We start from the raw sequence: 20,861 nt of genomic DNA, 5'->3' as shown, positions 1-20,861 counted from the left end.
CGCCATGCCGCTTGCAGGAAAACGCATCCTCCTCGTCATCTCCGGCGGCATCGCCGCCTACAAGAGCCTCGACCTCATCCGGCGCCTGCGCGAGCGCGGCGCGGAGGTGCGGCCGGTCATGACCGCCGGGGCGCAGGAATTCGTGACGCCGCTCGCCGTCGGCGCGCTCTCCTCCGGCCATGTCTATACGGACCTCTTTTCCCGCGAGGACGAGCAGGATGTCGGCCATATCCGGCTGGCGCGCGACTGCGACCTCGTCCTCGTCGCACCCGCCACCGCCGACCTGATGGCGAAGATGGCGAACGGCCTTGCCGGCGATCTCGCCTCCGCCGTCCTCATCGCCACCGACCGGCCGGTGCTGCTCGCGCCCGCCATGAACCCGAAGATGTGGGCCAATCCCGCGACCCGCCGCAATGTCGAGACGCTTCGCGCCGACGGCCATGCCTTCATCGGCCCCAATGCCGGCGAGATGGCGGAAGGCGGCGAGGCGGGCACTGGCCGCATGGCCGAGCCGCTGGAGATCGTCGCGGCCGTGGAAGGCCTTCTCGACGGCGGCACAAGGCCGCTTGCCGGGCGCAGGGCCGTCGTCACCTCCGGTCCGACGCACGAGCCGATCGATCCGGTGCGCTATATCGCCAACCGTTCCTCCGGCCGGCAGGGCCATGCCATTGCCGCGGCGCTTGCCCGGCTCGGGGCGGACGTCACGCTCGTTTCCGGTCCCGTCACCCTCCCCGACCCGCCGGGCGTGAGTGTGATCAGGGTAGAGCGGGCCGAGGAGATGCTTCAGACGGTGCTTTCCGCGTTGCCGGCGGACATCGCCGTGATGGTCGCCGCCGTCGCCGACTGGCGCGCGGCGGCGCCGAATGCGGAGAAGATCAAGAAGCAGCCGGGCGAAGGCCCGCCGCCGCTGATGCTGACGGAGAACCCGGACATCCTGAAGACCGTCGGCCACCATGCGGACCGCCCAAAGATCGTCGTCGGCTTTGCCGCCGAGACGCAGGACGTCGAGAAGAACGGCCGAGTGAAACTGAAGAAAAAGGGCGCGGACCTCATCGTCGCCAACGACGTCTCGCCGGAAACCGGCATCATGGGCGGCACACGCAACAGCGTGAAGCTGATCACCGAGGCCGGTATCGAGGCCTGGCCGGACCTTTCCAAGGACGAGGTCGCCGACCGCCTTGCCGGCTGGATCGCCGAGCGGCTTACTTGACGAGGGCGAGTTTCGCTTCCATTCCGCCCGCCGGACGACCGGCGGGCGAGAAGATGCGCACGTCGACGCCGTTTTCCCCGAGCACGACGGCGCTGCCGTCCGGGATCTCCACCCAGGCTTCCACCTCGTCGTTCAACGGCTCGGACACGAGGCAGTAGCCGCCGGTCTCGCCCATCGGCGCGGCATAGAGCGTGGGCGCGGCGAAGTCCGTCGCATAGCGCACGGCATAAAGCTGCCGGCCGTCGGAGAAGGCCGCCGTGAAGCGCACGAGCACGCGGCGCTCCAGATGCGCGGCGAGCCGCTCGACGAAGGCGATCGTCTCGGCCATCGCGCCGAGCGGATCGCGCTCCAGGCCGAATTGCAGGGCGAGCAGGAACAGGAGTTCCGAATCCGTCGAGCCGGTGCGGGAATTGTAGAGGTCGTTGTCGAGCATGGTTTCGAGCGGCCGGCGCAGGTGCTCGAAATCGGCGATCTGGCCGTTGTGCATGAAAGACCAGACGCCGTGGACGAAGGGATGGCAATTGTCGCGCCGCGTGCCGCCGCCGGTCGCAGCCCGCACATGGGCGAGGAAGAGCGGCGAGCGGACCTGCCGGGCGATGCTCCGGAGGTTACAGTCGGACCAGGCCGGCAGGATGTCGCGGTAAAGGCCGGGCTCCGGCCTTTCGCCGTACCAGGCGACACCGAAGCCGTCGCCGTTCGTCGCCGTCTTGGCGCGGGTGGCGCAATGGGATTGCTCGATCAGCGAATGGGCGGGCGAGGACACCAGTTCCTCGAGATAAAGCGGTTCCCCGCGATAGGCTGCCCAACGGCACATGACGCACTTCCCGCTTCAAAGGACCGGCGCGAACCGGCGTTAAACCCGACGCATTAACCATGGCACTGCCCGGATTTTCAACGCAAATGGGTAAAAATGCGTTAACGAATGTAAACGGGGCGAAACCATGCGTGTCATTATGGCGCACGCCGCGCGGCGCGCGGTTTCCCATGGAACAGATGCGGCATTGACGCCGCCGTGCGGATGCCGAAAGATCGCGCCATGGCGAACGGGCATTTCCGGATTCTCAAGACGCGGGTCGACGGCATCGAGGCGGTCTTCGCCGACAGCCGGCTGAGCTTCGCGCGCCATACGCACGAGACCTTCGGTATCGGCTTCATCGAGCGCGGCGCGCAGAAATCGGCAAGCGGGCGCGGCCTCGTCGAGGCGGAGGCCGGCGACGCGATCACCGTCAATCCCGGCGAGGTGCATGACGGCGCGCCGCTCGGCGAGGGGCCGCGCGCCTGGCGCATGCTCTATCTGCGGCCGGATCTCGTCGGGACAGCCGCCGCCGATATTTTCGAGGGACGGCCGCGCGAGGAATTCTACGCGCCGGTGCTGGCGGATGCGCGCATCGCCCGCCTCGTCTCGGCGAGCCTTGCCGCGCTGCTCTCGGGCGATGCCGCGCCCCTTGCCGGCGAGGAACGGCTTCTCCTCCTGCTCGCCGCCGTTCTGAGGGAGCGGGCACCGCCGCAGGAAGCGGCAGCCGCGATCGCCCGCGCCTGCGAGAGGATCGACACGGACCCGGCCGCGGCGGTGACGCTTCATGACCTTGCCGACGCGTGCGGCATCGGCCGTTTCCGCTTGCTGCGCGATTTCGCCCGCCTCACCGGCCTGACGCCGCATGCCTACCAGCTCCAGCGCCGCACCGACCTTGCCCGGCGGATGATCGCCGCCGGCACGCCGCTCGCCGAGGCGGCCATGGCGGCGGGCTTTGCCGACCAGAGCCACATGACGCGCAACTTCACGCGCCGCTACGGCTATACGCCCGGCGCCTATCTTTCCGCCCTCGCCTGATCTTCCCCGCAATTCCGTTCAAGACCGGCGACGGCCCTCCGGTGTTCCCTGCCGCTTTCTCCAGCCACGGGAACTCCCATGACCACCGAATTCCTCATCACCTCGCTCGTCGTCATCCTCCTGCCGGGCACGGGCGTGCTCTATACGCTGGCGCTCGGCATGGGCGGCGGCTTCCGCGCCGGCCTGCTTGCCGCCTTCGGCTGCACGCTCGGCATCGTGCCGCATATCCTTGCCAGCGTCGCCGGCCTTGCCGCGCTGCTCCATGCGAGCGCGCTCGCCTTCGAGACGCTGCGCTATCTCGGCGTCGCCTATCTCCTCTTCATCGCTGGAAGCCTGCTGCGGCAGGACGGGGCGCTGGATGCGGGACCGGCGCAGCCGGCAGGCCGGGCCTTCTCCATCCTGCGCAAGGGCGTCCTCACCAATATCCTCAACCCGAAGCTCTCGCTGTTCTTCCTCGCCTTCCTGCCGCAATTCGTGCCTGCGCAGGCACCCGATGCGACGGTGCGGATGCTCTTCCTCGGCGGCGTCTTCATGGCGCTGACCTTCCTGGTCTTCGCGCTCTATGCCGCGCTTGCCGCGGGGCTGCGCCGGCAGGTGCTGGGCCGGCCGAAGGTCATGCTGTGGACCCAGCGCAGCTTTGCCGCCGCCCTCGGCCTGATGGGCCTGCGGCTGGCGCTCGCCGACCGCTGACGCCTATCGCCAGAGCGCATGGAAATGGTGCAGCGGGCCGTGGCCGGAGCCGACGGAAAGCGCATCCGCCCCGCGCACCGCACCGGCGACGAAGCGCTTCGCCGCCGCCACGGCCTCGGCAAGGGGCCGCCCCTTGCCGAGTTCCGCCGCAAGGGCACTCGACAGCGAGCAGCCGGTGCCGTGCGTGTTGCGCGTCGGCACCCGCACGCCTTCGAGCCAGCGCACGCCCTCCGCCGTCGCCAGCACGTCCGGGCTCTCAGTGCCCGGCAGATGCCCGCCCTTGAGCAGAACCGCCTTCGGGCCGAGCGCAAGCAGGCGCCGCGCCTGATCCTCCATGCCGGCCCGGTCCACGGCTTCCGCCGCCCCGAGAAGCGCGGCGGCTTCCGGCAGGTTGGGCGTCAGTACGCTCGCAAGCGGCAGCAGCCGGCGCGTCAGCACCGAGACGGCCTCCGCCGCCAGCAGCGGGGAGCCGCCCTTGGCGATCATCACCGGATCGAGCACGACGGGAACCGCGCGGTGCGGCGCGAGCGCATCCGCCACGGCTTCGGCGATCTCCGCCGAGGCGATCATGCCGATCTTCACCGCATCGATGCGGATATCGCGGAAGACATCGGCGACCTGCGCCGTAACGAAGGCGGGCGGCACGGGATGGACGGCGGAGACGCCTTGCGTGTTCTGCGCCGTGAGAGCCGTCAGCGCCGCCATGCCGTAGGTGCCGCAGGCCGCGAAGGCCTTGAGGTCGGCCTGGATGCCGGCGCCGCCGGACGGATCGGACCCCGCGATGGAAAGGATGTTGGCAATCGTCTCGGCCATAGCGCCTCCTTCTAGCGGAGGCGGCCTGCGGGCGGCGGGAAACGGCACCCTGCGACTCCCTCCGCCGGCATGATCCGGTTCAGGTTCAAAGGGTGCTTCTCAGCCCGCCTGACGGCGGACGCCCCTGTCCGGGGAGGGTTGTCGCAGATGCGGGCGCGCGTGTCACGGGGAAAGTCGCAGGCGGAAGGTTGCCCCTCACCCTAACCCTCTCCCCGCGAGCGGGGCGAGGGGACGTGCCCCACGAACCGCTATTGCTTTAGGAAAACGGTGCGTCATACCCCTTCGCCCCGCTTGCGGGGAGAAGGTGGCCGGCAGGCCGGATGAGGGGCTAAGCGACGCCCGCCATCTCACGCCTTGCTGACGTGATACTCCTTGATGGCCACCATCTTGATCGCCGGGTAGCGCTCCGCCTCGTAGCGCAACGAGAAGGAATCCTGCGCGAGGAAGACCGGGTCGCCGTCGAGGTCGCGGGCGATGTCGCCGCGGCGCTGGGTGACGAACTTGTCGAGCTCGGCCGCGCTGTCGGACGAGATCCAGCGGCAGACGGAAAAACGCGACATCTCGAAGGAGACCGGCAGGCCGTATTCGGCCGAAAGCCGCTCCTTCAGCACGTCGAGCTGCAGCGCACCGACGACGCCGACGATGGCGGGCGAGCCGTCCTCCGGCGAGAAGAGCTGCACGACGCCCTCCTCAGCCATCTGCTGGAGCGCCTCCTTCAGCTTCTTGGCCTTCATGGCGTCTTCCAGCCGCACACGGCGCAGGATTTCCGGCGCGAAGTTGGGCACGCCCTCGAAGACCAGCGCCTCGCCCTCGGTCAGCGTATCGCCGATGCGGAGCGTCCCGTGGTTGGGAATGCCCACGACGTCGCCGGCATAGGCCGTATCGGCAAGCTGGCGCTGCGAGGCGAAGAAGAACTGCGGCGCCGAAAGGCCGATCGTCTTGCCCGTGCGGGCAAGGCGCACCTTCATGCCGCGCTCCAGCATGCCGGAGCAGACGCGGGCAAAGGCGATGCGGTCGCGGTGGTTCGGGTCCATGTTGGCCTGGATCTTGAAGACGAAGGCCGTCATCCTGTCTTCCGCGGCATGGACCTTGCGCACGTCCGCCATCTGGTCGCGCGGCGGCGGCGCGAAGGCGCCGAGCGCATTGATGAGGTCGCGCACGCCGAAATTCCTGAGCGCCGAGCCGAAGAACACCGGCGTCAGGTGGCCTTCGAGGAAGGCCTCGCGATCGAACGGGCGGCAGGCTTCGCGCGCCAGTTCCATCTCCTCGATGAAGGCCTCGCGCTCGTTTTCCGGCAGGTGCTTCGCGACCTCGGCGGCGTCGTCCATCTTCACCGGCTGGACCTGCGTGTCCGAGCCACGGAAGGTGCGGTCGGCGAGATGATAGGAGCCGCAGAAGGTCTTCGAGCGGCCGACCGGCCAGGTGATGGGGGCCGTGTCGAGCGCCAGCTTCTCCTCCACCTCGTCGAGGATCTCGAACGGGTCGCGGCTCTCGCGGTCCATCTTGTTGACGAAGGTGATGATCGGGATGTCGCGCAGGCGGCAGACCTCGAAGAGCTTCAGCGTGCGTGGCTCGATGCCCTTGGCCGCGTCGATGACCATGACAGCGGCATCCACCGCCGTCAGCGTGCGGTAGGTGTCGTCGGCGAAGTCCTCGTGGCCGGGCGTATCGAGGATGTTGAAGACATTGCCGTCATATTCGAAGGTCATGACGGAAGTGACGACCGAGATGCCGCGCTCGCGTTCGATCTTCATCCAGTCCGAGCGGGTCTGGATGCGGTCCTTCTTCGCCTTGACCTCGCCGGCGAGCTGGATGGCGCCGCCGAAGAGAAGGAGCTTTTCCGTGAGGGTGGTTTTACCGGCGTCCGGGTGCGCGATGATCGCGAAGGTGCGGCGGCGGGAGACCGCCTCGGCAAGGGTTTCGGCCATGTTCAAGCAATATCCTGTGAGTTGCCGCGTCTTTACAGGCTCCGCCCGGAAAGTGCAATTGACGCGCACGCCCGCCCGCCGGCTTATGGGCCGCATGCAGACAAAGCCCGCCCTCCTTCTCATCCGCCTGCCGCACGGCGCGGATATCGCGCTTCCCGCCTACGAGAGCGAAGGCGCGGCCGGCATGGACCTGCGCGCCGCCGTCGAGGCGCCGATGGTGCTGGAACCGGGCAAGCGCGCGCTGGTGCCGACCGGCTTCGTCTTCGAGATCCCGCACGGCTACGAGGGGCAGGTGCGCCCGCGCTCCGGCCTCGCCTTCAAGCACGGCATCACCTGCCTCAACACGCCCGGCACCGTCGACAGCGACTATCGCGGCGAGGTGAAGGTGCTGCTCGTCAATCTCGGCGAGGAGGCGTTCACCGTCGAACGCGGCATGCGCATCGCCCAGATGGTGATCGCCCCCGTGACGCAGGTGGCGGTGAACGAGGCGGCGCAGGCGAGCGAGACGGCGCGCGGGGCCGGCGGCTTCGGCTCCACCGGCGTGCGCTGAGGCCATGCCCGGCCGAAACGGCCTCACCTTCCGGCAGGACTATTTCGGCGACACGGCCGCCTGGCTTGCGCTTGCGGCCCTCCTCGAAGACACATTCGGCATCGACGTGACGATCCTCGACCGGCTCGGCGGACCGGATCCGTCGAGCGTTCCCTTCGCCTTCTTCGATGCGGCCGGCGCCTGCATCGCCAATATCACCGCCTTCTCGCTGCCGCTCGTCGTGGACGGCGTCTTCGTGCGCGCCGCCGGCCTGCAATCGGGCGCGGTGCGGCCGGATTTTCGCGGACGCGGCCTCTACCGCACCGTCGTGCAGGCGGCGCTCGACCATTGCGATGCCGAGGGCTTCGAGGCCGTCGCGCTCCTCACCGACACGCCGGAGCTCTATCGGCGCTACGGCTTTTGCCCGATGGCGCTGCATCGCTTTGTCGGGCCCGTGCCTGCCCAAGGGAAGGCCGGCCCGGTGCGGCGGCTGGATATGGCGAGCGAGGCCGATGTCACGGCGCTCGCCCGCCTGCTGGAGGGCCGGCGGCCCGTCTCGGACCGGTTCGCGCCGCTGCGGCAGAAGGAGATGTTCCTTTTCAATGCGGCGCTCGATACGGACCTGCGGCTCGACCTGATGGAAGAGGCCAACGCCGTCGTCGCCTGGCGGCGTGAGGAAGACGGCAGCTTCGGCCTCGTCGACATCGTCGGTGCGCACATTCCCCGCCTTGCGGATATTCTCGCTAGCCTGCGGGTGACGCCGCCGCATGTCACCGTGCATTTCGCGCCGGATCATCTCGGCTGGGAGGCGCGCGCGGTGCCGCAAACGGGGGAGCTCGCGCTGATGCTGCGCGCGGCGGAAGACCTTCGGCCGGCGCTGCCCTTCGGCCTGCCGCCGACGGCGGAGTTCTGACCCGACCCGCTCATTGCGGCGGGCTTGCAGGCGCGATAAAAGACGATCCGAAGGAGCCTTCCATGACCCTTGCCGTTCTTCTCGCCTATTGCGGCGCGCTGTTCATCGCCGCCGTCATTCCCGGCCCCGGTATCACGGCGATCGTCGCCCGCGCGCTCGGCTCGGGCTTCCGGCCGACCTTCTTCATGGGGCTCGGCCTCATCCTCGGCGACATGCTCTACCTCACCGCGGTCATCCTCGGCCTCGCCTTCATCGCGCAGACCTTCACCACGGCCTTCCTTCTCATCAAGATCGCCGGTGCTCTCTATCTCGGCTATATCGCCTGGAAGCTCTGGACGACCGGCCTGCTGCCCCAGAACATCGAGGCGAAGGGCTCGACGAGCCTTGCCATGTCGTTCCTCTCCGGCCTCTTCGTGACGCTCGGCAATCCCAAGACCATGCTCTTCTACGTGGCGCTGGTGCCGACGCTGGTCGATCTCAATGCGGTCGGGCTCAGGGACTACGGCGTGCTGCTGGCCGCGACCTTCATCGTGCTCCTCGCCGTGCTGGTGCCCTATATCGCGCTTGCCTCGCGGGCGCGGCTCCTCATGCGCCAGCCGAAGGCGCTGCGGCGGCTGAACCGGCTCGCGGCCGGGGTCCTTGCCGGCACGGCCGCCTATATCGCGACGCGCGCGGCATAGGCGGCGCGTCGCCTGCGGCTTTTTGCCGGACGAATCCGGACTCGCCCAAGGCCGCATTCCCTCCTATGGTCTTGCCGGAAGAACCGAGGAGTAATCGATGACCGATACACGAAAGCCCGGCCGCGGCCGCGTCTATGCCTCCATCACCGAGACCGTCGGCAATACGCCGCTCGTCCGGCTCGACAAGTTCGCGAAGGAAAAGGGCGTCGTGGTGACCCTGCTCGCCAAGCTCGAATTCTTCAATCCCATCGCCTCCGTGAAGGACCGCATCGGCGTGGCGATGATCGAGTGGCTGGAAGCCCAGGGCAAGATCACGCCCGGCAAGTCGACCCTCGTCGAGCCGACCTCCGGCAATACCGGCATCGCGCTCGCCTTCGCCGCGGCGGCCAAGGGCTACCGCCTCATCCTCACCATGCCGGAGACCATGTCGGTCGAGCGGCGCAAGATGCTGCTGCTGCTCGGCGCCGAGCTGGTGCTGACCGAGGGGCCGAAGGGCATGAAGGGTGCCATCGCCAAGGCCGAGGAACTGGCCGCCGCCATCCCGGATGCCGTCATCCCCCAGCAGTTCGAGAACCCGGCCAACCCCGACATCCACCGCCGCACGACGGCCGAGGAGATCTGGAACGACACGGAGGGCGCGGCCGACATCCTCGTTTCCGGCATCGGCACCGGCGGCACGATCACCGGCGCCGGCCAGGTGCTGAAGGCCAGGAAGCCCGGCTTCAAGGTCGTCGCCGTCGAGCCGGCGGACAGCCCGATCCTTTCCGGCGGCGCGCCCGGCCCGCACAAGATCCAGGGCCTCGGCGCGGGCTTTGCGCCCGCCGTCCTCGACACGGGCGTCTATGACGAGGTCGTCACCGTCACCAACGACGAAGCCTTCGAGAATGCCCGCCTCGTCGCGCGCCTCGAAGGCGTGCCGGTCGGCATTTCTTCGGGCGCGGCGCTCGCCGCCGCCGCCAAGGTCGGCAGCCGGCCGGAAAATGCCGGCAAGACCATCGTCGTCATCATCCCCTCCTTCGCCGAGCGCTACCTTTCGACCGCGCTCTTCGAGGGCCTCGGGGGCTGAGAGGACGCCCGCCGCGCCATGGGTGCGGCGGGCCTGCCTGTTTCGGCTATGCCGCGGCCAGCCGCTCGCCGGCGATGCGGTAGGAGATCGCCTCGGCCAGATGGATGCGGCCGACGGTCGGTGCCTCGTCGAGATCGGCGAGCGTGCGGGCGACCTTCAGGACCCGGTGATAGCCGCGGGCCGAAAAGCGCATCTTCTCCGCCGCATCGCGCAAAAGCTGGAGGCCGCCCGGATCGGGCTCGGCGACCTTTTCGACGATCGCGGTTGAGGCGCGGGCATTGCTCGTGACCGAGGCCATGCCGAGCCGGGAAAAGCGATCCACCTGCAGCGCCCGGGCGCGCGCGACGCGGCGGGCGACGGCTTCGCTCGCCTCCGCCGTGCCGGGACGCAGGAGATCGGCCGCCGAGACGGCCGGCACGTCGATGCGGATATCGATGCGGTCGAGCAATGGACCGGAGATGCGGGCCTGATAATCGCTGACGCAGCGGGGGCCGCGGGCGCAGGTGCGGCCCGGCTCGCCCGCCATGCCGCAGCGGCAGGGGTTCATCGCCGCGACCAGTTGCACGGCGGCGGGATAGCTGACGCGGTGATTGGCCCTTGCGATGACGCACTCGCCCGTTTCGAGCGGCTGGCGCAGCGCATCGAGCGCCTGCGGCGAGAATTCCGGCAATTCGTCGAGGAAGAGGACGCCGTTATGGGCGAGCGAAGCCTCGCCCGGCCGGGCGCGCGGACCGCCGCCGACGAGCGCGGCCATGGTGGCCGAATGGTGCGGCGTGCGGAACGGCCGCCGGTCGGAAAGCCGCCCGCCGGAAAGCTGGCCGGCGACGGAATGGATCATCGAGACCTCCAGCAACTCGGCCGGCGAGAGCGGCGGCAGGATGGCGGCAAGGCGCGCGGCCAGCATGGATTTCCCCGAACCGGGCGGGCCGACCATCAGGAGATTGTGGTTTCCGGCGGCCGCCACCTCCAGCGCGCGCTTGGCGCTTTCCTGGCCGCGGATATCGGCAAGGTCCGGCATATCGGATGCTGCGGCCCGGATCGCCGGGGTGGGGCGGGAGAGGACCTGGCTTCCCTTGAAATGGTTGACGAGCGCGATCAGGCTGCGCGGGGCAAGGATATCGAGGCCGCCGCCGGCCCAGGCCGCTTCCGCGCCGTTTTCCGCCGGGCAGACGAGGCCCTTGCCGAGCGTATTGGCGGCCATGGCGGCGGGCAGCGCGCCGGCGACGGGCGCGATGGTGCCGTCGAGGTTCAGTTCGCCGATGACGAGATAACCGCCAAGCGCATCGCCCGGCACGGCGCCGAGCGCCGTCATGAGGCCGAGGGCGATGGCAAGGTCGTAGTGGCTGCCTTCCTTGGGAAGATCGGCCGGCGCGAGGTTGACCGTCACCCGCTTGGGCGGAAGCGAAAGGCCGGAGGCATGAAGGGCGGCCTGCACCCGCTCGCGGCTCTCGGCCACCGCCTTGTCCGCAAGGCCGACGATCTGCATGCCCACCTTGCCGGGCGCCACCATGACCTGCACGTCGACGGGCACACCCTCGATGCCCTGGAATGCAATCGTACCGACCCGCGCCACCATGCCTGCCCCCGCCTGCCCCGCAGCGCCGCGCCGTTCATGGCGCATGACGACGCCGCAACACGTTTCTGCCGAAACCCGCGCCCGCAACCGCCTCTGGGTTGCATCTGCAAATCTGGCATGGAACAGGGAATGAAACAAGAACAATTATAGAACCGGCGGGCGATTTTTCCCCGCGCCGGTTGCATGCGGTTGTATTTGCGGAACGAAGGCGGGACGTCCGCGAACGGAACGCCCCGCAGCGCCGTGCGGAAGGCTCAGCGCTTGCGCTCGATGGCGTCCCACAGAAGCGCCGCGATGTCGGCGCCGCCGAAGCGCTTGACTTCGCGAAGGCCGGTCGGGGAGGTCACGTTGATCTCCGTCATGTAGTCGCCGATGACGTCGATGCCGACGAGGAGGAAGCCGCGCTCGCGCAGCGCCGGGCCGATGCGATCGCAGATCTCCTTTTCGCGCGCGGTCAGCTCCGTCGCCTCGGCGCGCCCGCCGACATGCATGTTGGAGCGGCTGTCATGCTCGGCCGGCACGCGGTTGATGGCGCCGACGGGCTCGCCGTCGACGAGCAGGATGCGCTTGTCGCCCTTGCGCACGTCCGGCAGGTATTGCTGGGCGATGAAGGGCTCGCGGAAGAGCTGGCCGAACATTTCGAGCAGCGAGGACAGGTTGCGGTCGTCCCGGGTGGAATGGAAGACGCCGGCCCCGCCGTTGCCGTAGAGGGGCTTCAGGATGATGTCGCCCATCTCCTCGCGGAAGCGGCGGATCTCGCCCGGATCGCGGGTGATGAGGGTTGCCGGCATCAGGTCGGCGAATTCGGTGACGAAGATCTTCTCCGGCGAATTGCGCACCCAGGCCGGATCGTTGACCACCAGCGTCTTCGGGTGGATGCGCTCCAGGAGATGCGTCGAGGTGATGTAGGCCATGTCGAAGGGCGGATCCTGGCGCAGGAGCACCACGTCCATCGTCGCAAGGTCGATGCGCTCGGGCGCGCCGAGCGTGAAGTGGTCGCCCTTGACGTCGCGCAGTTCCATCGGCTGGACGGTCGCATGGACCTTGCCGTCGCGCAGGCTGAGCTGGTCGGGCGTATAGTGGAAGAGCCTGCAGCCGCGGCTTTGCGCCTCGAGGCTCATGGCGAAGGTGGAATCGCCGGCAATGTTGATGGTCGAGACGTGGTCCATCTGAACCGCGACGTTCTTGATCTTGGCCATGAAAAGTCCCCTCAGGAATGCCCGACACATGTAAGGTGCCGCAGGCCCGAAGGCAACGGGCGCTGCAGCTCAGGCGGCAAGCCCCCCGGAGGATCGCCGGATGCCGCGCACGCGGTCGCGCAGCTTCAGCGCCATGTCGATCGGGATGGGGAATTCCTTGCGGCAGAAGGCGACCTTGCGGACATAGCTGTCGATATGCCACGTCGCCCAGCTCTTTGCGGGGAAATAGGCGACGTCGCCGGCCTTCAGCGTGCGCTCGCTGCCGTCCTCGCCGGTCACATGCACCGCGCCGTCGAGGATCACCACCGTCTCGTCCCAGCCGAAATACCAGCGGAAGGTGCCGGCCGTGCAATCCCAGACCGCCGTCCGCGCCAGCCTGTCATAGGCCCGCGAATGCAGCGACACGCGCGCCACGGGGCTGCCCGACAGTATCCAGGCCGGGTCGATGGGCGCCGGCTCCATCTCCATGTCGTCGGGTGCGGCCGCGACCGGCGGGCGCGGCGCCCTGGCTTCCTGCCGGTGCGTGCGGATGGCGGCGGCGGCCATGGTGGCGAGCATGAGTTTCAGGACCATATCATCCCCCTTTGCAATCGGGAGAAGACTAACCTGCACGGGTAACGGCGCGGTTGAGACGATCCGCGGCATTTTAACGATCCGTAACCTTGCTCTTGCGAGCCCTGGCCTTCGATCAGAACGCATCCGGAAAATGTCGTGGAAGCCGCCAGGGCAGAACCGCGACGATATCGTACCGCAACGAGAGGCGATGGGCGTCCGGCTGGCGCGAGAGCCAGATGTCGCCGGCCGCGCGGATGCGCTGCTGTGCGGCCCCGGTGACAGCGAAGACGGCGTCGTCGACGCTCGCGCGCGCCTTCACCTCCACACAGATCACGAGGTCGCCGCGCCGGGCGACGATATCGATCTCGCCGAGCTTGGTGCGGTAGCGGATCGCGCGGATGCGGAAGCCCTTGGCGAGGAGATAGAGCGCGGCAATGTATTCGGAGACATGCCCCCGGCGAAAGGCCTTCTGCCGGCCGGGATCCGCCGTCCTATCCCGCATCGGCGTCCTTCAGGTCGAGGAGGCGCTGGTAGAGCTCCTTGCGCGGCAGGCCCGTCTGGCGGGCCGCCTCGGTCGCCGCCTTGCCGGCCGGCATGTCCCTTGCGAGCGCCGACAGCAGCCGGTCGACATCTGCGGCCTCGGGGGCCGCCGCCGCGCCCGGCGGGCCGACGACGAAGACGATCTCGCCCTTGACGGCATGCCCGCCGCCGTAATGGGCGGCAAGCTCGCCGAGCGTGCCGCGGCGGAACTCCTCGAAGGTCTTGGTGAGCTCCCGGCAGACGCAGGCCGCCCGCCCCTCGCCCAGAACGTCGGCGGCCGCCGTCACCGTCGCGGCGATGCGGTGCGGCGATTCGAAGAAGAGGAGCGTTGCCGGAACGGCGGAAAGCTCGGCGAGCCGGTCGCGGCGCGCCTTGTCCTTGGTGGGCAGGAAGCCGGCGAAGAAGAAGGCATCGTTCGGCAGGCCCGACCCCACGAGCGCGGCGAGCGGCGCGGAGGCGCCCGGAATGGGCACGACGCGGTGGCCGGCGGCGATCGCAAGCAGCGCGAGGCGATAGCCGGGGTCGGAGACGAGCGGCGTGCCGGCATCGGAGACGAGCGCGACGGATTTTCCCGCTTCGAGCGCCGAGATGAGGCGCGGGCCGGCCTCGTCGGCATTGTGCTCGTGATAGGCATAGGGCCGATTGACGATGCCATAGCGGTCGAGCAGCACGCGGGTGACGCGGGTATCCTCGCAGGCGAGCACGTCGGCGCCGGCCAGCGTTTCGAGTGCGCGCAACGTGATGTCGGATAGGTTGCCGATGGGGGTCGCGACGAGGTAGAGCGCCGGCTCCAGCGGCCGGGCCGGGATCACGGCATTGTGGAGACGGAACGTCCTGCCGCCCTCGCCCGTCCCGTTTGCCGCGCCTTCGTCCCGCATCGTCTTTCGCCTTTCCTTTGCCTCCTTATGGGCGAGCGGAGAGCCCCCTGCAAGGTGCGCGGCCTGTGGATCGTGCATCCCGCGCCGTTAGCACTTGCAATCCTCCTTGGACTTCTGCCATTTTGCCCCTCCACATCAGTCCGGCATCCGCCGGAATTCAAGGCAATGCCGCGCCGGTTTCCGGCGTGCCAGCGGTCGAAAGCGGTACAGTTCAATGCGCATTACTCTCGAGCGGTCCAATCTTCTGAAGTCGCTGAATCACGTTCACCGCGTGGTGGAACGGCGCAACACGATCCCGATCCTCTCGAACGTGCTCCTGCGCTCGGACGGCGCGAGCCTCGACATGAAGGCGACCGACCTGGACCTCGAGATCACCGAGGCGACGCCCGCGCAGGTCGAGCAGGCCGGCGCGACGACCGTTCCCGCGCACCTTCTCTACGACATCGTGCGCAAGCTGCCGGACGGCTCGGAAGTGCTGCTCGCCACCAGCGCCGACGGCGCCTCCATGACGGTCGCCTCGGGCCGCTCGAAGTTCTCGCTGCAGTGCCTGCCGCAGTCCGACTTCCCGGACCTGACCGCCGGCAGCTTCTCGCACACGTTCCGCCTCAAGGCGACGGATCTCAAGATGCTGATCGATCGCACCCAGTTCGCGATCTCGACGGAAGAGACCCGCTACTATCTCAACGGCATCTTCATCCACACGATCGAGAGCAAGGGCGACCTGAAGCTGCGCGCCGTCGCCACCGACGGCCATCGCCTCGCCCGCGCCGACGTCGATGCGCCTTCGGGCTCGGAGGGGATGCCCGGCATCATCATCCCGCGCAAGACGGTCGGCGAACTGCAGAAGCTGGTCGACAACCCGGACCTCACCGTCACCGTGGAAGTCTCCGACGCGAAGATCCGCTTCACCATCGGCTCCATCGTGCTGACCTCCAAGCTGATCGACGGCACCTTCCCCGATTACCAGCGCGTGATCCCGACCAACAACGACAAGGAACTGAAGATCGACTGCCAGTCCTTCGCCCAGGCCGTCGATCGCGTCTCCACCATCTCCTCCGAGCGTGGCCGCGCCGTGAAGCTGGCGCTCGCCGAAGGCCAGCTCACGCTGACGGTCAACAATCCGGATTCGGGCAGCGCGACGGAAGAACTCGCCGTCGGCTACGAGAACGATCCGCTCGAAATCGGCTTCAACGCGAAATACCTGCTCGACATCACCGCGCAGCTTTCCGGCACGGAAGCCGTCTTCATGCTGGCCGATCCCGGCTCGCCGACACTGGTGCGCGACCTTGCCGGCGACGACGCGCTCTACGTGCTGATGCCGATGCGCGTATAGCCGCGGCGTGGCACGACAGGAATCGGGGAACCCGCCGGATGCCGGCGGGTTCCTTTTTTAGAGACAAGTGATTGTATGAGACAAAGACGACGCAATCAGACTTGTTTTTGACGCAAACCGCGTCGCATATTCAGCCGTGCCGGCGATTCGCGGGATGAGCCCCGCCGCCGGCCGGAAGAACGCGACCATGGAGGGGACGGCATGACGCTGCGCGTGAAGGTGAAGGAACGGCTCGGCAGGAAATTCGACGAGGAGATCCGCTTCTTCAAGGGCTGGATGAGCAATACGCGGGCGGTCGGAGCGATCATTCCCACCTCATCCATCACCGCGCGCCGCATGGCGGGCGTCGTCAATCCGGCCTCGGGCCTGCCGGTCCTGGAGCTCGGTCCCGGCACCGGCGTCATCACCAAGGCGATCCTGGAAACCGGCCTTCCGCCCGAAAAGCTCTTCGCGGTCGAATTCTCGACGGATTTCTACAATCACCTCGTCGCGCGCTTTTCCGGCGTCAATTTCATCAACGGCGATGCCTTCGACCTCGACAAGACGCTCGGGGAGCTCAGCGATACGACCTTCGACAGCATCGTCTCGGCCGTGCCGCTCCTCAATTTCCCGATGCACAGGCGCGTGGCGCTGATCGAGGACCTCTTGGGCCGCATTCCCGTCGGCCGGCCCGTGGTGCAGATCTCCTACGGCCCGCTCTCGCCCGTCGTCGCCATGCCGGACCGCTACCAGATCAGCCATCTCGACTTCGTCGTGCGCAACATTCCGCCGGCGCAGCTTTGGACCTACCGCCGCACCCACTGAGGCCGCCGGCGGTCTTTTCGCTTTCCCGCTTGCGGACCGCGGCGTGACATGCGACTGGACGGCAATGCAATCTTGGAAGGGGATGTGACCATGTCCGCGCGCGACCGCCTGATCGTTGGCCTCGATGTACCGACCATCGCGGAGGCCGAGAAGGTGGTCAGGACGCTCGGCGAGGCCGCCCTCTTCTACAAGATCGGCTACCAGCTCGTCTTTGCCGGCGGGCTGGAATTCGCCCGCGACCTTGCGAAGGACGGCAAGAAGGTCTTCCTCGACATGAAGTTGCTCGACATCGACAACACGGTGGCCAAGGGCGTCGAGAACATCGTCAAGATGGGCATGTCCATGCTGACGCTGCACGCCTATCCGAAGGCCATGGCCGCCGCCGTCTCCGCGGCGAAGGGCTCGGACCTCTGCCTTCTCGGCGTGACGGTCCTGACCTCGATGGACGCCAAGGACGTGCTCGACGCCGGCTACGAATACGATCCCCACACGCTGGTGCTGCGCCGCGCCGAACAGGCGCGCATCGCCGGCATGGGCGGCGTCGTCTGCTCGGCCGAGGAGGCGAAAGCCGTGCGCAAGATCGTCGGGCCGGACATGGCCATCGTCACGCCCGGCATCCGCCCCGCCGGTGCCGAGCTCGGCGACCAGAAACGCGTGATGACGCCGGCCGATGCGCTGAAGGCCGGCTCCAGCCACCTCGTCGTCGCCCGGCCCATCGTCAAGGCCGACGATCCGCTCGCTGCCGCAAAGGCGATCCTCGCCGAGATGGACGGCGCGCTTGCCGCTTGAAAACAGGGAGAGAACGATGCCCAAGGGCTACTGGATCGCACGGGTCGATGTCCGTGATGCCGAGCGCTACAAGGATTACGTTACGGTCGCCAAGCCGGCCTTCGAGAAATACGGCGCGAACTTCCTTGCCCGCGGCGGCACGTTCGAGCGGCTGGAGGGCGCGGTGCGCGCGCGCAACGTGGTGATCGAGTTTCCCTCGTTCCAGGCGGCCGTCGACTGTTACAACTCGCCGGAATACCAGATCGCCGCCGCCATCCGCCAGGAGGTCGCGGACGCCGAGATGGTGGTCGTCGAGGGCGTCTGACGGCGCCGTCTTGCGCCGGCGCAAGGAAGGCGCGGGAGACGCTTCGCCGCGCTTCACCTTGCCTGCGGTTTGGGCTATGTAGGCCCTAAAGACCGACCATTCTCTTCAGGAGCATCCCATGACCTTGTCCAACCTTCCGCCGCTCGTCACCGTCTTCGGCGGCTCGGGCTTCGTCGGGCGTCATGTGGTGCGCGCGCTGGCACGCCGCGGCTACCGCATCCGCGTCGCCGTGCGCCGGCCGGACCTTGCCGGCTTCCTCCAGCCGATCGGCGGCGTCGGCCAGATCTCCTTCGTGCAGGCGAACCTGCGCTACCGCCAGTCGGTCGACCGCGCCGTCGAAGGCGCCGATCACGTCGTCAATTGCGTCGGCGTTCTCTTCGAGACCGGCCGCAACACCTTCGACGCCGTGCAGGATTTCGGCGCCCGCGCCGTGGCGGAAGCCGCCCGTGCGGCCGGTGCGAAGCTCACCCACATCTCCGCCATCGGCGCGGACGAGAATTCCGGCTCGACCTATGCCCGCACCAAGGCGCGCGGCGAGGCGGCCGTGCGGCGCACGGTTCCCGATGCGGTCATCCTGCGCCCCTCCATCGTCTTCGGCCCCGAGGACGGCTTCTTCAACAAGTTCGCCACCATGGCGCGCTATGCGCCGTTCCTGCCGTTGATCGGCGGCGGCCGCACGAAGCTCCAGCCGGTCTATGTCGGCGACGTCGCCGAAGCCGTCGCCCGCTCGGTGGACGGCGTAATCGAGCGCGGCCGCATCTACGAGCTCGGCGGCCCGGAAGTGCTGACCTTCCGCCAGTGTCTCGAAACCATGCTGCGCATCGTCGACCGCAAGAACCCGCTCGTCTCGCTGCCCTTCGCCGTCGCTTCGCTGATCGGCTCGCTCGCCTCGATGATCCCCTTCGTCAAGCCGCCGCTGACGGCCGACCAGGTGACGCTGCTGCGCGCCGACAACATCGTCTCCGAGGCTGCTCGCGCCGAGGGCCGCACGCTGGAAGCCATCGGCATCGAGCCGGCGCTCGTCGAGGTGATCCTGCCGAGCTATCTCGTGCGCTACCGCACGCAGGGCCAGTTCACCAAGATCGACCGCACGGCCTGATTTTCCCGCATCGAAGCCGGCCGCCACGGACGCGTTCCGCGGCGGCCGCTCCCGTTTTTTCCAAAGCGCTTGGGGTCGGCTGTTGCACTTATGCAGCGGTTAAAAAATGCGTTGCGGCATTTACGCGCGATTCAGCATGTGGCGATATTGATTGTGGCGGGACCTGCGAATAAACACCGCACCCGCCGCGTCATGCAACAGGACAGAAGCGGCGCATTTCAGCACTTGAGAGGCTTCCGGCGCAAATGGGCAAGGCAATTGCAATCTTCTTCGGGTTTTCGGCTCTGATCATCGTGGCCGGATCCTTTGCCGCACCCTCGACGGTCTCCGCCAGCAAGCACGGCTGCTCGCCGGCCTATGGCATCGACCCCTGCACGACCGCCTCGGTCAAGTAAGCCCCGGCCGGCCGGAACGACCGGCCGAAGCCGTTTCCTCATCCCCAGACCAAAAGGCCGACGAGGCCGAGCACGCCCACGACGATGCGCCAGATGGCGAAGAGCGTGAAGCCGCGGCGCGACACATAGTCGAGCAGCGAGCGCACGACGAAGAGGCCGGCGACGAAGGCAGCCGCAAAGCCGACGCCGATGACGAAAAGGTCGTCGGAGGAAAGCGCGTCGCGGTTCTTGTAGAGATCGAGCGCGAAGGCGCCGACCATGGTGGGCATGGCAAGGAAGAACGAGAACTCCGCCGCAGAACGCTTGTCCGTGCCCATCAGCAGCGCGCCGGCAATGGTCGCGCCCGAGCGCGAGGTGCCGGGGATCATGGCGAGGCACTGGCAGAGGCCGATCTTGAAGGCGAGCGACGGCGGATAGGTCATCGCGTCCGTGTAGCGGGGCTTCAGCGGCAGGCGGTCGATCACGTAGAGGATGACGCCGCCGACGATCAGCACCACGCAGATCAGCATGGGCGTCTCGAACAGCACCGACTTGATGAAATCATGCGCGAGCGCGCCGATGACCGCCGCCGGCAGGAAGGCGAGGAGGATGCTGAAGACGAAGCGGCGCGCCTGCGGGCTCGAGGGCAGCGCGAAGGCGATGCGCAGCAGCTTGGCCGCGTAGACGGAGAGGATGGCGAGGATCGCGCCGAGCTGGATCAGCACGGCGAAGGTGTTGCCCGGCGACTTGAAGCCGAGAAAATGGCCGGCAAGCAGGATGTGACCGGTGGAGGAAACCGGGATGAATTCTGTCAGGCCCTCGATGAGACCGAGGATGAGGGCGCTGACGATGGACTGGTCTGCCATGAAAGGTCCTTGAGAGTGGAGGAGGATCGGCACGAATCGAAGCGCATATGCGGCGAAAGGCCCGATTCGCTTGTGTTTGTACCACCAAATTTCTATAGGTTCGTCAAATCAGCCGTGGCCAAATCAGTTCCGCATGAGGCGGCCGGCCCGGCACGCCCCCTTCCGCAATCCGAGTAAAGCAGCGTTCATGCCCACACTCTATCATCACTCCATGTCCTCGGCCTCGCGCTTCGTGCGCCTGATCCTGGCGGAATACGGCTTCCAGACGGAACTGGCCGAGGAACAGCCCTGGGAGAACCGGCGCGACTTCCTCGCCCTCAACCCGGCCGGCACGCTTCCCGTCTATGTCGACGACAGCATGCGCGCGCTCTGCGGCGCATCGATCATCTCCGAATATCTCGACGAGACGCACGGCGTGCTCAAGCGCGACCGGCGGCTTCTGGCCGAGGACCCGTTCCAGCGCGCGGAAATCCGCCGCCTCACCGAATGGTTCCTGCAGAAGATGGAGCAGGACGTCACGCGCCCCCTGGTGCGCGAGCGCATCTTCAAGCTCCAGATGACCTCGGACCAGGGCGGCGGGCCGCCGGACAGCAAGATCCTGCGCAATTCGCGCGCCAATATCCGCCAGCACATGAAATATCTCTCGTGGCTCGCCGGCTCGCGCACCTACCTTGCCGGCGACCGGCTGAGCTACGCCGACCTTGCCGCCGCCGCCTCGCTCTCCGTGCTCGACTATATGGGCGAGATCAACTGGACGGAATCGCCGCAGGCCAAGGACTGGTACCAGCGGCTGAAGTCCCGCCCCTCCTTCCGCCCGCTGCTCGCCGAGCGCGTGCGCGGCGTCACGCCGGTCTCGCATTACGCAGACCTCGATTTCTGAGGAC

23 protein-coding genes and 1 riboswitch are annotated in these 20,861 nt (G+C 67.8%); of the genes, 14 read left to right on the top strand and 9 right to left on the bottom strand.

What is annotated here, in order from left to right:
- Positions 1–4: 4 nt before the first annotated feature.
- Entirely contained in the window at positions 5–1,210 is a 1,206-nt protein-coding gene (gene coaBC, locus ACZ5TO_RS18310; protein WP_464799103.1) for a bifunctional phosphopantothenoylcysteine decarboxylase/phosphopantothenate--cysteine ligase CoaBC, read from the top strand.
- Here coaBC and ACZ5TO_RS18305 read toward each other — a convergent pair.
- Entirely contained in the window at positions 1,203–2,024 is an 822-nt protein-coding gene (locus tag ACZ5TO_RS18305; protein ID WP_464799102.1) for a class II glutamine amidotransferase, read from the bottom strand. The genes coaBC and ACZ5TO_RS18305 overlap by 8 nt on opposite strands.
- 222 nt (positions 2,025–2,246) lie before the next feature.
- Between ACZ5TO_RS18305 and ACZ5TO_RS18300 the strand changes: the two genes are divergently transcribed.
- Positions 2,247–3,041, top strand: coding sequence for an AraC family transcriptional regulator (locus ACZ5TO_RS18300; protein WP_464799101.1), 795 nt, complete (start codon positions 2,247–2,249; stop codon positions 3,039–3,041).
- Between the two features lie 78 nt (positions 3,042–3,119).
- A complete protein-coding gene (locus ACZ5TO_RS18295) occupies positions 3,120–3,731 on the top strand; it encodes a LysE family translocator (protein ID WP_464799100.1) in 612 nt (203 codons plus the stop codon).
- 3 nt (positions 3,732–3,734) lie between these two features.
- On the opposite strand, the gene thiD is transcribed toward ACZ5TO_RS18295, so the two are convergent.
- Together thiD and ACZ5TO_RS18285 are read right to left on the bottom strand one after the other, a co-directional pair.
- A complete protein-coding gene (gene thiD / locus ACZ5TO_RS18290; RefSeq protein WP_464799099.1) occupies positions 3,735–4,544 on the bottom strand; it encodes a bifunctional hydroxymethylpyrimidine kinase/phosphomethylpyrimidine kinase in 810 nt (269 codons plus the stop codon).
- 39 nt (positions 4,545–4,583) lie between these two features.
- A riboswitch (TPP riboswitch) is annotated at positions 4,584–4,680 on the bottom strand.
- Positions 4,681–4,891: 211 nt separating this feature from the next.
- Complete coding sequence (locus ACZ5TO_RS18285; protein ID WP_464799098.1) at positions 4,892–6,472, bottom strand: peptide chain release factor 3; 1,581 nt, start codon at positions 6,470–6,472, stop codon at positions 4,892–4,894.
- An 85-nt stretch (positions 6,473–6,557) separates the two neighbouring features.
- On the opposite strand from ACZ5TO_RS18285, the gene dut reads away from it, so the two are divergent.
- From dut to cysK, 4 genes are all read left to right on the top strand, one after another.
- Positions 6,558–7,022, top strand: coding sequence for a dUTP diphosphatase (gene dut / locus ACZ5TO_RS18280; protein ID WP_464800425.1), 465 nt, complete (start codon positions 6,558–6,560; stop codon positions 7,020–7,022).
- Between the two features lie 4 nt (positions 7,023–7,026).
- Positions 7,027–7,914, top strand: a complete 888-nt coding sequence (locus tag ACZ5TO_RS18275) for a GNAT family N-acetyltransferase (protein ID WP_464799097.1) — start codon at positions 7,027–7,029, stop codon at positions 7,912–7,914.
- A gap of 62 nt (positions 7,915–7,976) precedes the next feature.
- Complete coding sequence (locus ACZ5TO_RS18270) at positions 7,977–8,594, top strand: LysE family translocator (protein ID WP_464799096.1); 618 nt, start codon at positions 7,977–7,979, stop codon at positions 8,592–8,594.
- A gap of 97 nt (positions 8,595–8,691) precedes the next feature.
- Complete coding sequence (gene cysK / locus ACZ5TO_RS18265) at positions 8,692–9,660, top strand: cysteine synthase A (protein WP_464799095.1); 969 nt, start codon at positions 8,692–8,694, stop codon at positions 9,658–9,660.
- Between the two features lie 46 nt (positions 9,661–9,706).
- On the opposite strand, the gene ACZ5TO_RS18260 is transcribed toward cysK, so the two are convergent.
- From ACZ5TO_RS18260 to rsmI, 5 genes are all read right to left on the bottom strand, one after another.
- Complete coding sequence (locus ACZ5TO_RS18260) at positions 9,707–11,236, bottom strand: YifB family Mg chelatase-like AAA ATPase (RefSeq protein WP_464800424.1); 1,530 nt, start codon at positions 11,234–11,236, stop codon at positions 9,707–9,709.
- 254 nt (positions 11,237–11,490) lie between these two features.
- Positions 11,491–12,435 (bottom strand): glutathione synthase, encoded by a 945-nt coding sequence (gene gshB, locus ACZ5TO_RS18255; RefSeq protein WP_184144521.1) that lies wholly within the window; start codon positions 12,433–12,435, stop codon positions 11,491–11,493.
- Positions 12,436–12,504: 69 nt separating this feature from the next.
- A complete protein-coding gene (locus tag ACZ5TO_RS18250; protein ID WP_184144520.1) occupies positions 12,505–13,008 on the bottom strand; it encodes a cupin domain-containing protein in 504 nt (167 codons plus the stop codon).
- Positions 13,009–13,123: 115 nt separating this feature from the next.
- Positions 13,124–13,492 carry a YraN family protein gene (locus tag ACZ5TO_RS18245; RefSeq protein ID WP_464799094.1) on the bottom strand — a complete coding sequence of 123 codons (369 nt, stop codon included), beginning with the start codon at positions 13,490–13,492 and terminating at the stop codon, positions 13,124–13,126.
- Positions 13,482–14,408: a 16S rRNA (cytidine(1402)-2'-O)-methyltransferase gene (gene rsmI / locus ACZ5TO_RS18240; protein ID WP_464799093.1), complete on the bottom strand. Its 927-nt coding sequence runs from the start codon at positions 14,406–14,408 to the stop codon at positions 13,482–13,484. The genes ACZ5TO_RS18245 and rsmI overlap by 11 nt, the downstream gene beginning before the upstream one ends.
- Positions 14,409–14,622: 214 nt before the next feature.
- Between rsmI and dnaN the strand changes: the two genes are divergently transcribed.
- The 6 genes from dnaN (at position 14,623) to ACZ5TO_RS18210 (ending at position 19,132) form a co-directional block, all read left to right on the top strand.
- On the top strand, positions 14,623–15,741 hold the full coding sequence (dnaN, locus tag ACZ5TO_RS18235) for a DNA polymerase III subunit beta (protein ID WP_184144517.1): 1,119 nt from the start codon (positions 14,623–14,625) through the stop codon (positions 15,739–15,741).
- A 201-nt stretch (positions 15,742–15,942) separates the two neighbouring features.
- Positions 15,943–16,545: a phospholipid N-methyltransferase PmtA gene (pmtA, locus tag ACZ5TO_RS18230; RefSeq protein WP_464799092.1), complete on the top strand. Its 603-nt coding sequence runs from the start codon at positions 15,943–15,945 to the stop codon at positions 16,543–16,545.
- Between the two features lie 90 nt (positions 16,546–16,635).
- Positions 16,636–17,334: an orotidine-5'-phosphate decarboxylase gene (gene pyrF / locus ACZ5TO_RS18225; protein WP_464799091.1), complete on the top strand. Its 699-nt coding sequence runs from the start codon at positions 16,636–16,638 to the stop codon at positions 17,332–17,334.
- Positions 17,335–17,350: 16 nt separating this feature from the next.
- A complete protein-coding gene (locus ACZ5TO_RS18220) occupies positions 17,351–17,638 on the top strand; it encodes a DUF1330 domain-containing protein (protein ID WP_464799090.1) in 288 nt (95 codons plus the stop codon).
- A gap of 118 nt (positions 17,639–17,756) precedes the next feature.
- Positions 17,757–18,737 (top strand): complex I NDUFA9 subunit family protein, encoded by a 981-nt coding sequence (locus ACZ5TO_RS18215; protein ID WP_464799089.1) that lies wholly within the window; start codon positions 17,757–17,759, stop codon positions 18,735–18,737.
- A gap of 245 nt (positions 18,738–18,982) precedes the next feature.
- Positions 18,983–19,132, top strand: a complete 150-nt coding sequence (locus ACZ5TO_RS18210) for a hypothetical protein (protein ID WP_380779128.1) — start codon at positions 18,983–18,985, stop codon at positions 19,130–19,132.
- 38 nt (positions 19,133–19,170) lie between these two features.
- Here the strand turns inward: ACZ5TO_RS18210 and ACZ5TO_RS18205 are convergent, their stop codons facing one another.
- Positions 19,171–19,977 (bottom strand): undecaprenyl-diphosphate phosphatase, encoded by an 807-nt coding sequence (locus ACZ5TO_RS18205; RefSeq protein WP_184144512.1) that lies wholly within the window; start codon positions 19,975–19,977, stop codon positions 19,171–19,173.
- 187 nt (positions 19,978–20,164) lie between these two features.
- Between ACZ5TO_RS18205 and ACZ5TO_RS18200 the strand changes: the two genes are divergently transcribed.
- On the top strand, positions 20,165–20,857 hold the full coding sequence (locus tag ACZ5TO_RS18200) for a glutathione S-transferase family protein (protein ID WP_184144511.1): 693 nt from the start codon (positions 20,165–20,167) through the stop codon (positions 20,855–20,857).
- Positions 20,858–20,861 lie beyond the last annotated feature (4 nt).

It is taken from the genome of Shinella sp. Sh6 (assembly GCF_055392685.1).
This window is presented reverse-complemented; position numbering and strand designations above follow the sequence as displayed.

Excerpts from the sequence above, each read along its gene's own strand:
- dut (WP_464800425.1), top strand. The coding sequence starts at position 6,558 with ATGGGCCGCATGCAGACAAAGCCCGCCCTCCTTCTCATCCGCCTGCCG.
- ACZ5TO_RS18285 (WP_464799098.1), bottom strand. The coding sequence starts at position 6,472 with ATGGCCGAAACCCTTGCCGAGGCGGTCTCCCGCCGCCGCACCTTCGCG.
- ACZ5TO_RS18220 (WP_464799090.1), top strand. The coding sequence starts at position 17,351 with ATGCCCAAGGGCTACTGGATCGCACGGGTCGATGTCCGTGATGCCGAG.
- ACZ5TO_RS18260 (WP_464800424.1), bottom strand. The coding sequence starts at position 11,236 with ATGGTGGCGCGGGTCGGTACGATTGCATTCCAGGGCATCGAGGGTGTG.
- ACZ5TO_RS18205 (WP_184144512.1), bottom strand. The coding sequence starts at position 19,977 with ATGGCAGACCAGTCCATCGTCAGCGCCCTCATCCTCGGTCTCATCGAG.
- ACZ5TO_RS18200 (WP_184144511.1), top strand. The coding sequence starts at position 20,165 with ATGCCCACACTCTATCATCACTCCATGTCCTCGGCCTCGCGCTTCGTG.
- pmtA (WP_464799092.1), top strand. The coding sequence starts at position 15,943 with ATGACGCTGCGCGTGAAGGTGAAGGAACGGCTCGGCAGGAAATTCGAC.
- rsmI (WP_464799093.1), bottom strand. The coding sequence starts at position 14,408 with ATGCGGGACGAAGGCGCGGCAAACGGGACGGGCGAGGGCGGCAGGACG.
- ACZ5TO_RS18250 (WP_184144520.1), bottom strand. The coding sequence starts at position 13,008 with ATGGTCCTGAAACTCATGCTCGCCACCATGGCCGCCGCCGCCATCCGC.
- ACZ5TO_RS18295 (WP_464799100.1), top strand. The coding sequence starts at position 3,120 with ATGACCACCGAATTCCTCATCACCTCGCTCGTCGTCATCCTCCTGCCG.
- dnaN (WP_184144517.1), top strand. The coding sequence starts at position 14,623 with ATGCGCATTACTCTCGAGCGGTCCAATCTTCTGAAGTCGCTGAATCAC.
- ACZ5TO_RS18210 (WP_380779128.1), top strand. The coding sequence starts at position 18,983 with ATGGGCAAGGCAATTGCAATCTTCTTCGGGTTTTCGGCTCTGATCATC.
- pyrF (WP_464799091.1), top strand. The coding sequence starts at position 16,636 with ATGTCCGCGCGCGACCGCCTGATCGTTGGCCTCGATGTACCGACCATC.
- ACZ5TO_RS18300 (WP_464799101.1), top strand. The coding sequence starts at position 2,247 with ATGGCGAACGGGCATTTCCGGATTCTCAAGACGCGGGTCGACGGCATC.
- ACZ5TO_RS18215 (WP_464799089.1), top strand. The coding sequence starts at position 17,757 with ATGACCTTGTCCAACCTTCCGCCGCTCGTCACCGTCTTCGGCGGCTCG.
- ACZ5TO_RS18270 (WP_464799096.1), top strand. The coding sequence starts at position 7,977 with ATGACCCTTGCCGTTCTTCTCGCCTATTGCGGCGCGCTGTTCATCGCC.
- ACZ5TO_RS18305 (WP_464799102.1), bottom strand. The coding sequence starts at position 2,024 with ATGTGCCGTTGGGCAGCCTATCGCGGGGAACCGCTTTATCTCGAGGAA.
- ACZ5TO_RS18245 (WP_464799094.1), bottom strand. The coding sequence starts at position 13,492 with ATGCGGGATAGGACGGCGGATCCCGGCCGGCAGAAGGCCTTTCGCCGG.
- coaBC (WP_464799103.1), top strand. The coding sequence starts at position 5 with ATGCCGCTTGCAGGAAAACGCATCCTCCTCGTCATCTCCGGCGGCATC.
- thiD (WP_464799099.1), bottom strand. The coding sequence starts at position 4,544 with ATGGCCGAGACGATTGCCAACATCCTTTCCATCGCGGGGTCCGATCCG.
- cysK (WP_464799095.1), top strand. The coding sequence starts at position 8,692 with ATGACCGATACACGAAAGCCCGGCCGCGGCCGCGTCTATGCCTCCATC.
- gshB (WP_184144521.1), bottom strand. The coding sequence starts at position 12,435 with ATGGCCAAGATCAAGAACGTCGCGGTTCAGATGGACCACGTCTCGACC.
- ACZ5TO_RS18275 (WP_464799097.1), top strand. The coding sequence starts at position 7,027 with ATGCCCGGCCGAAACGGCCTCACCTTCCGGCAGGACTATTTCGGCGAC.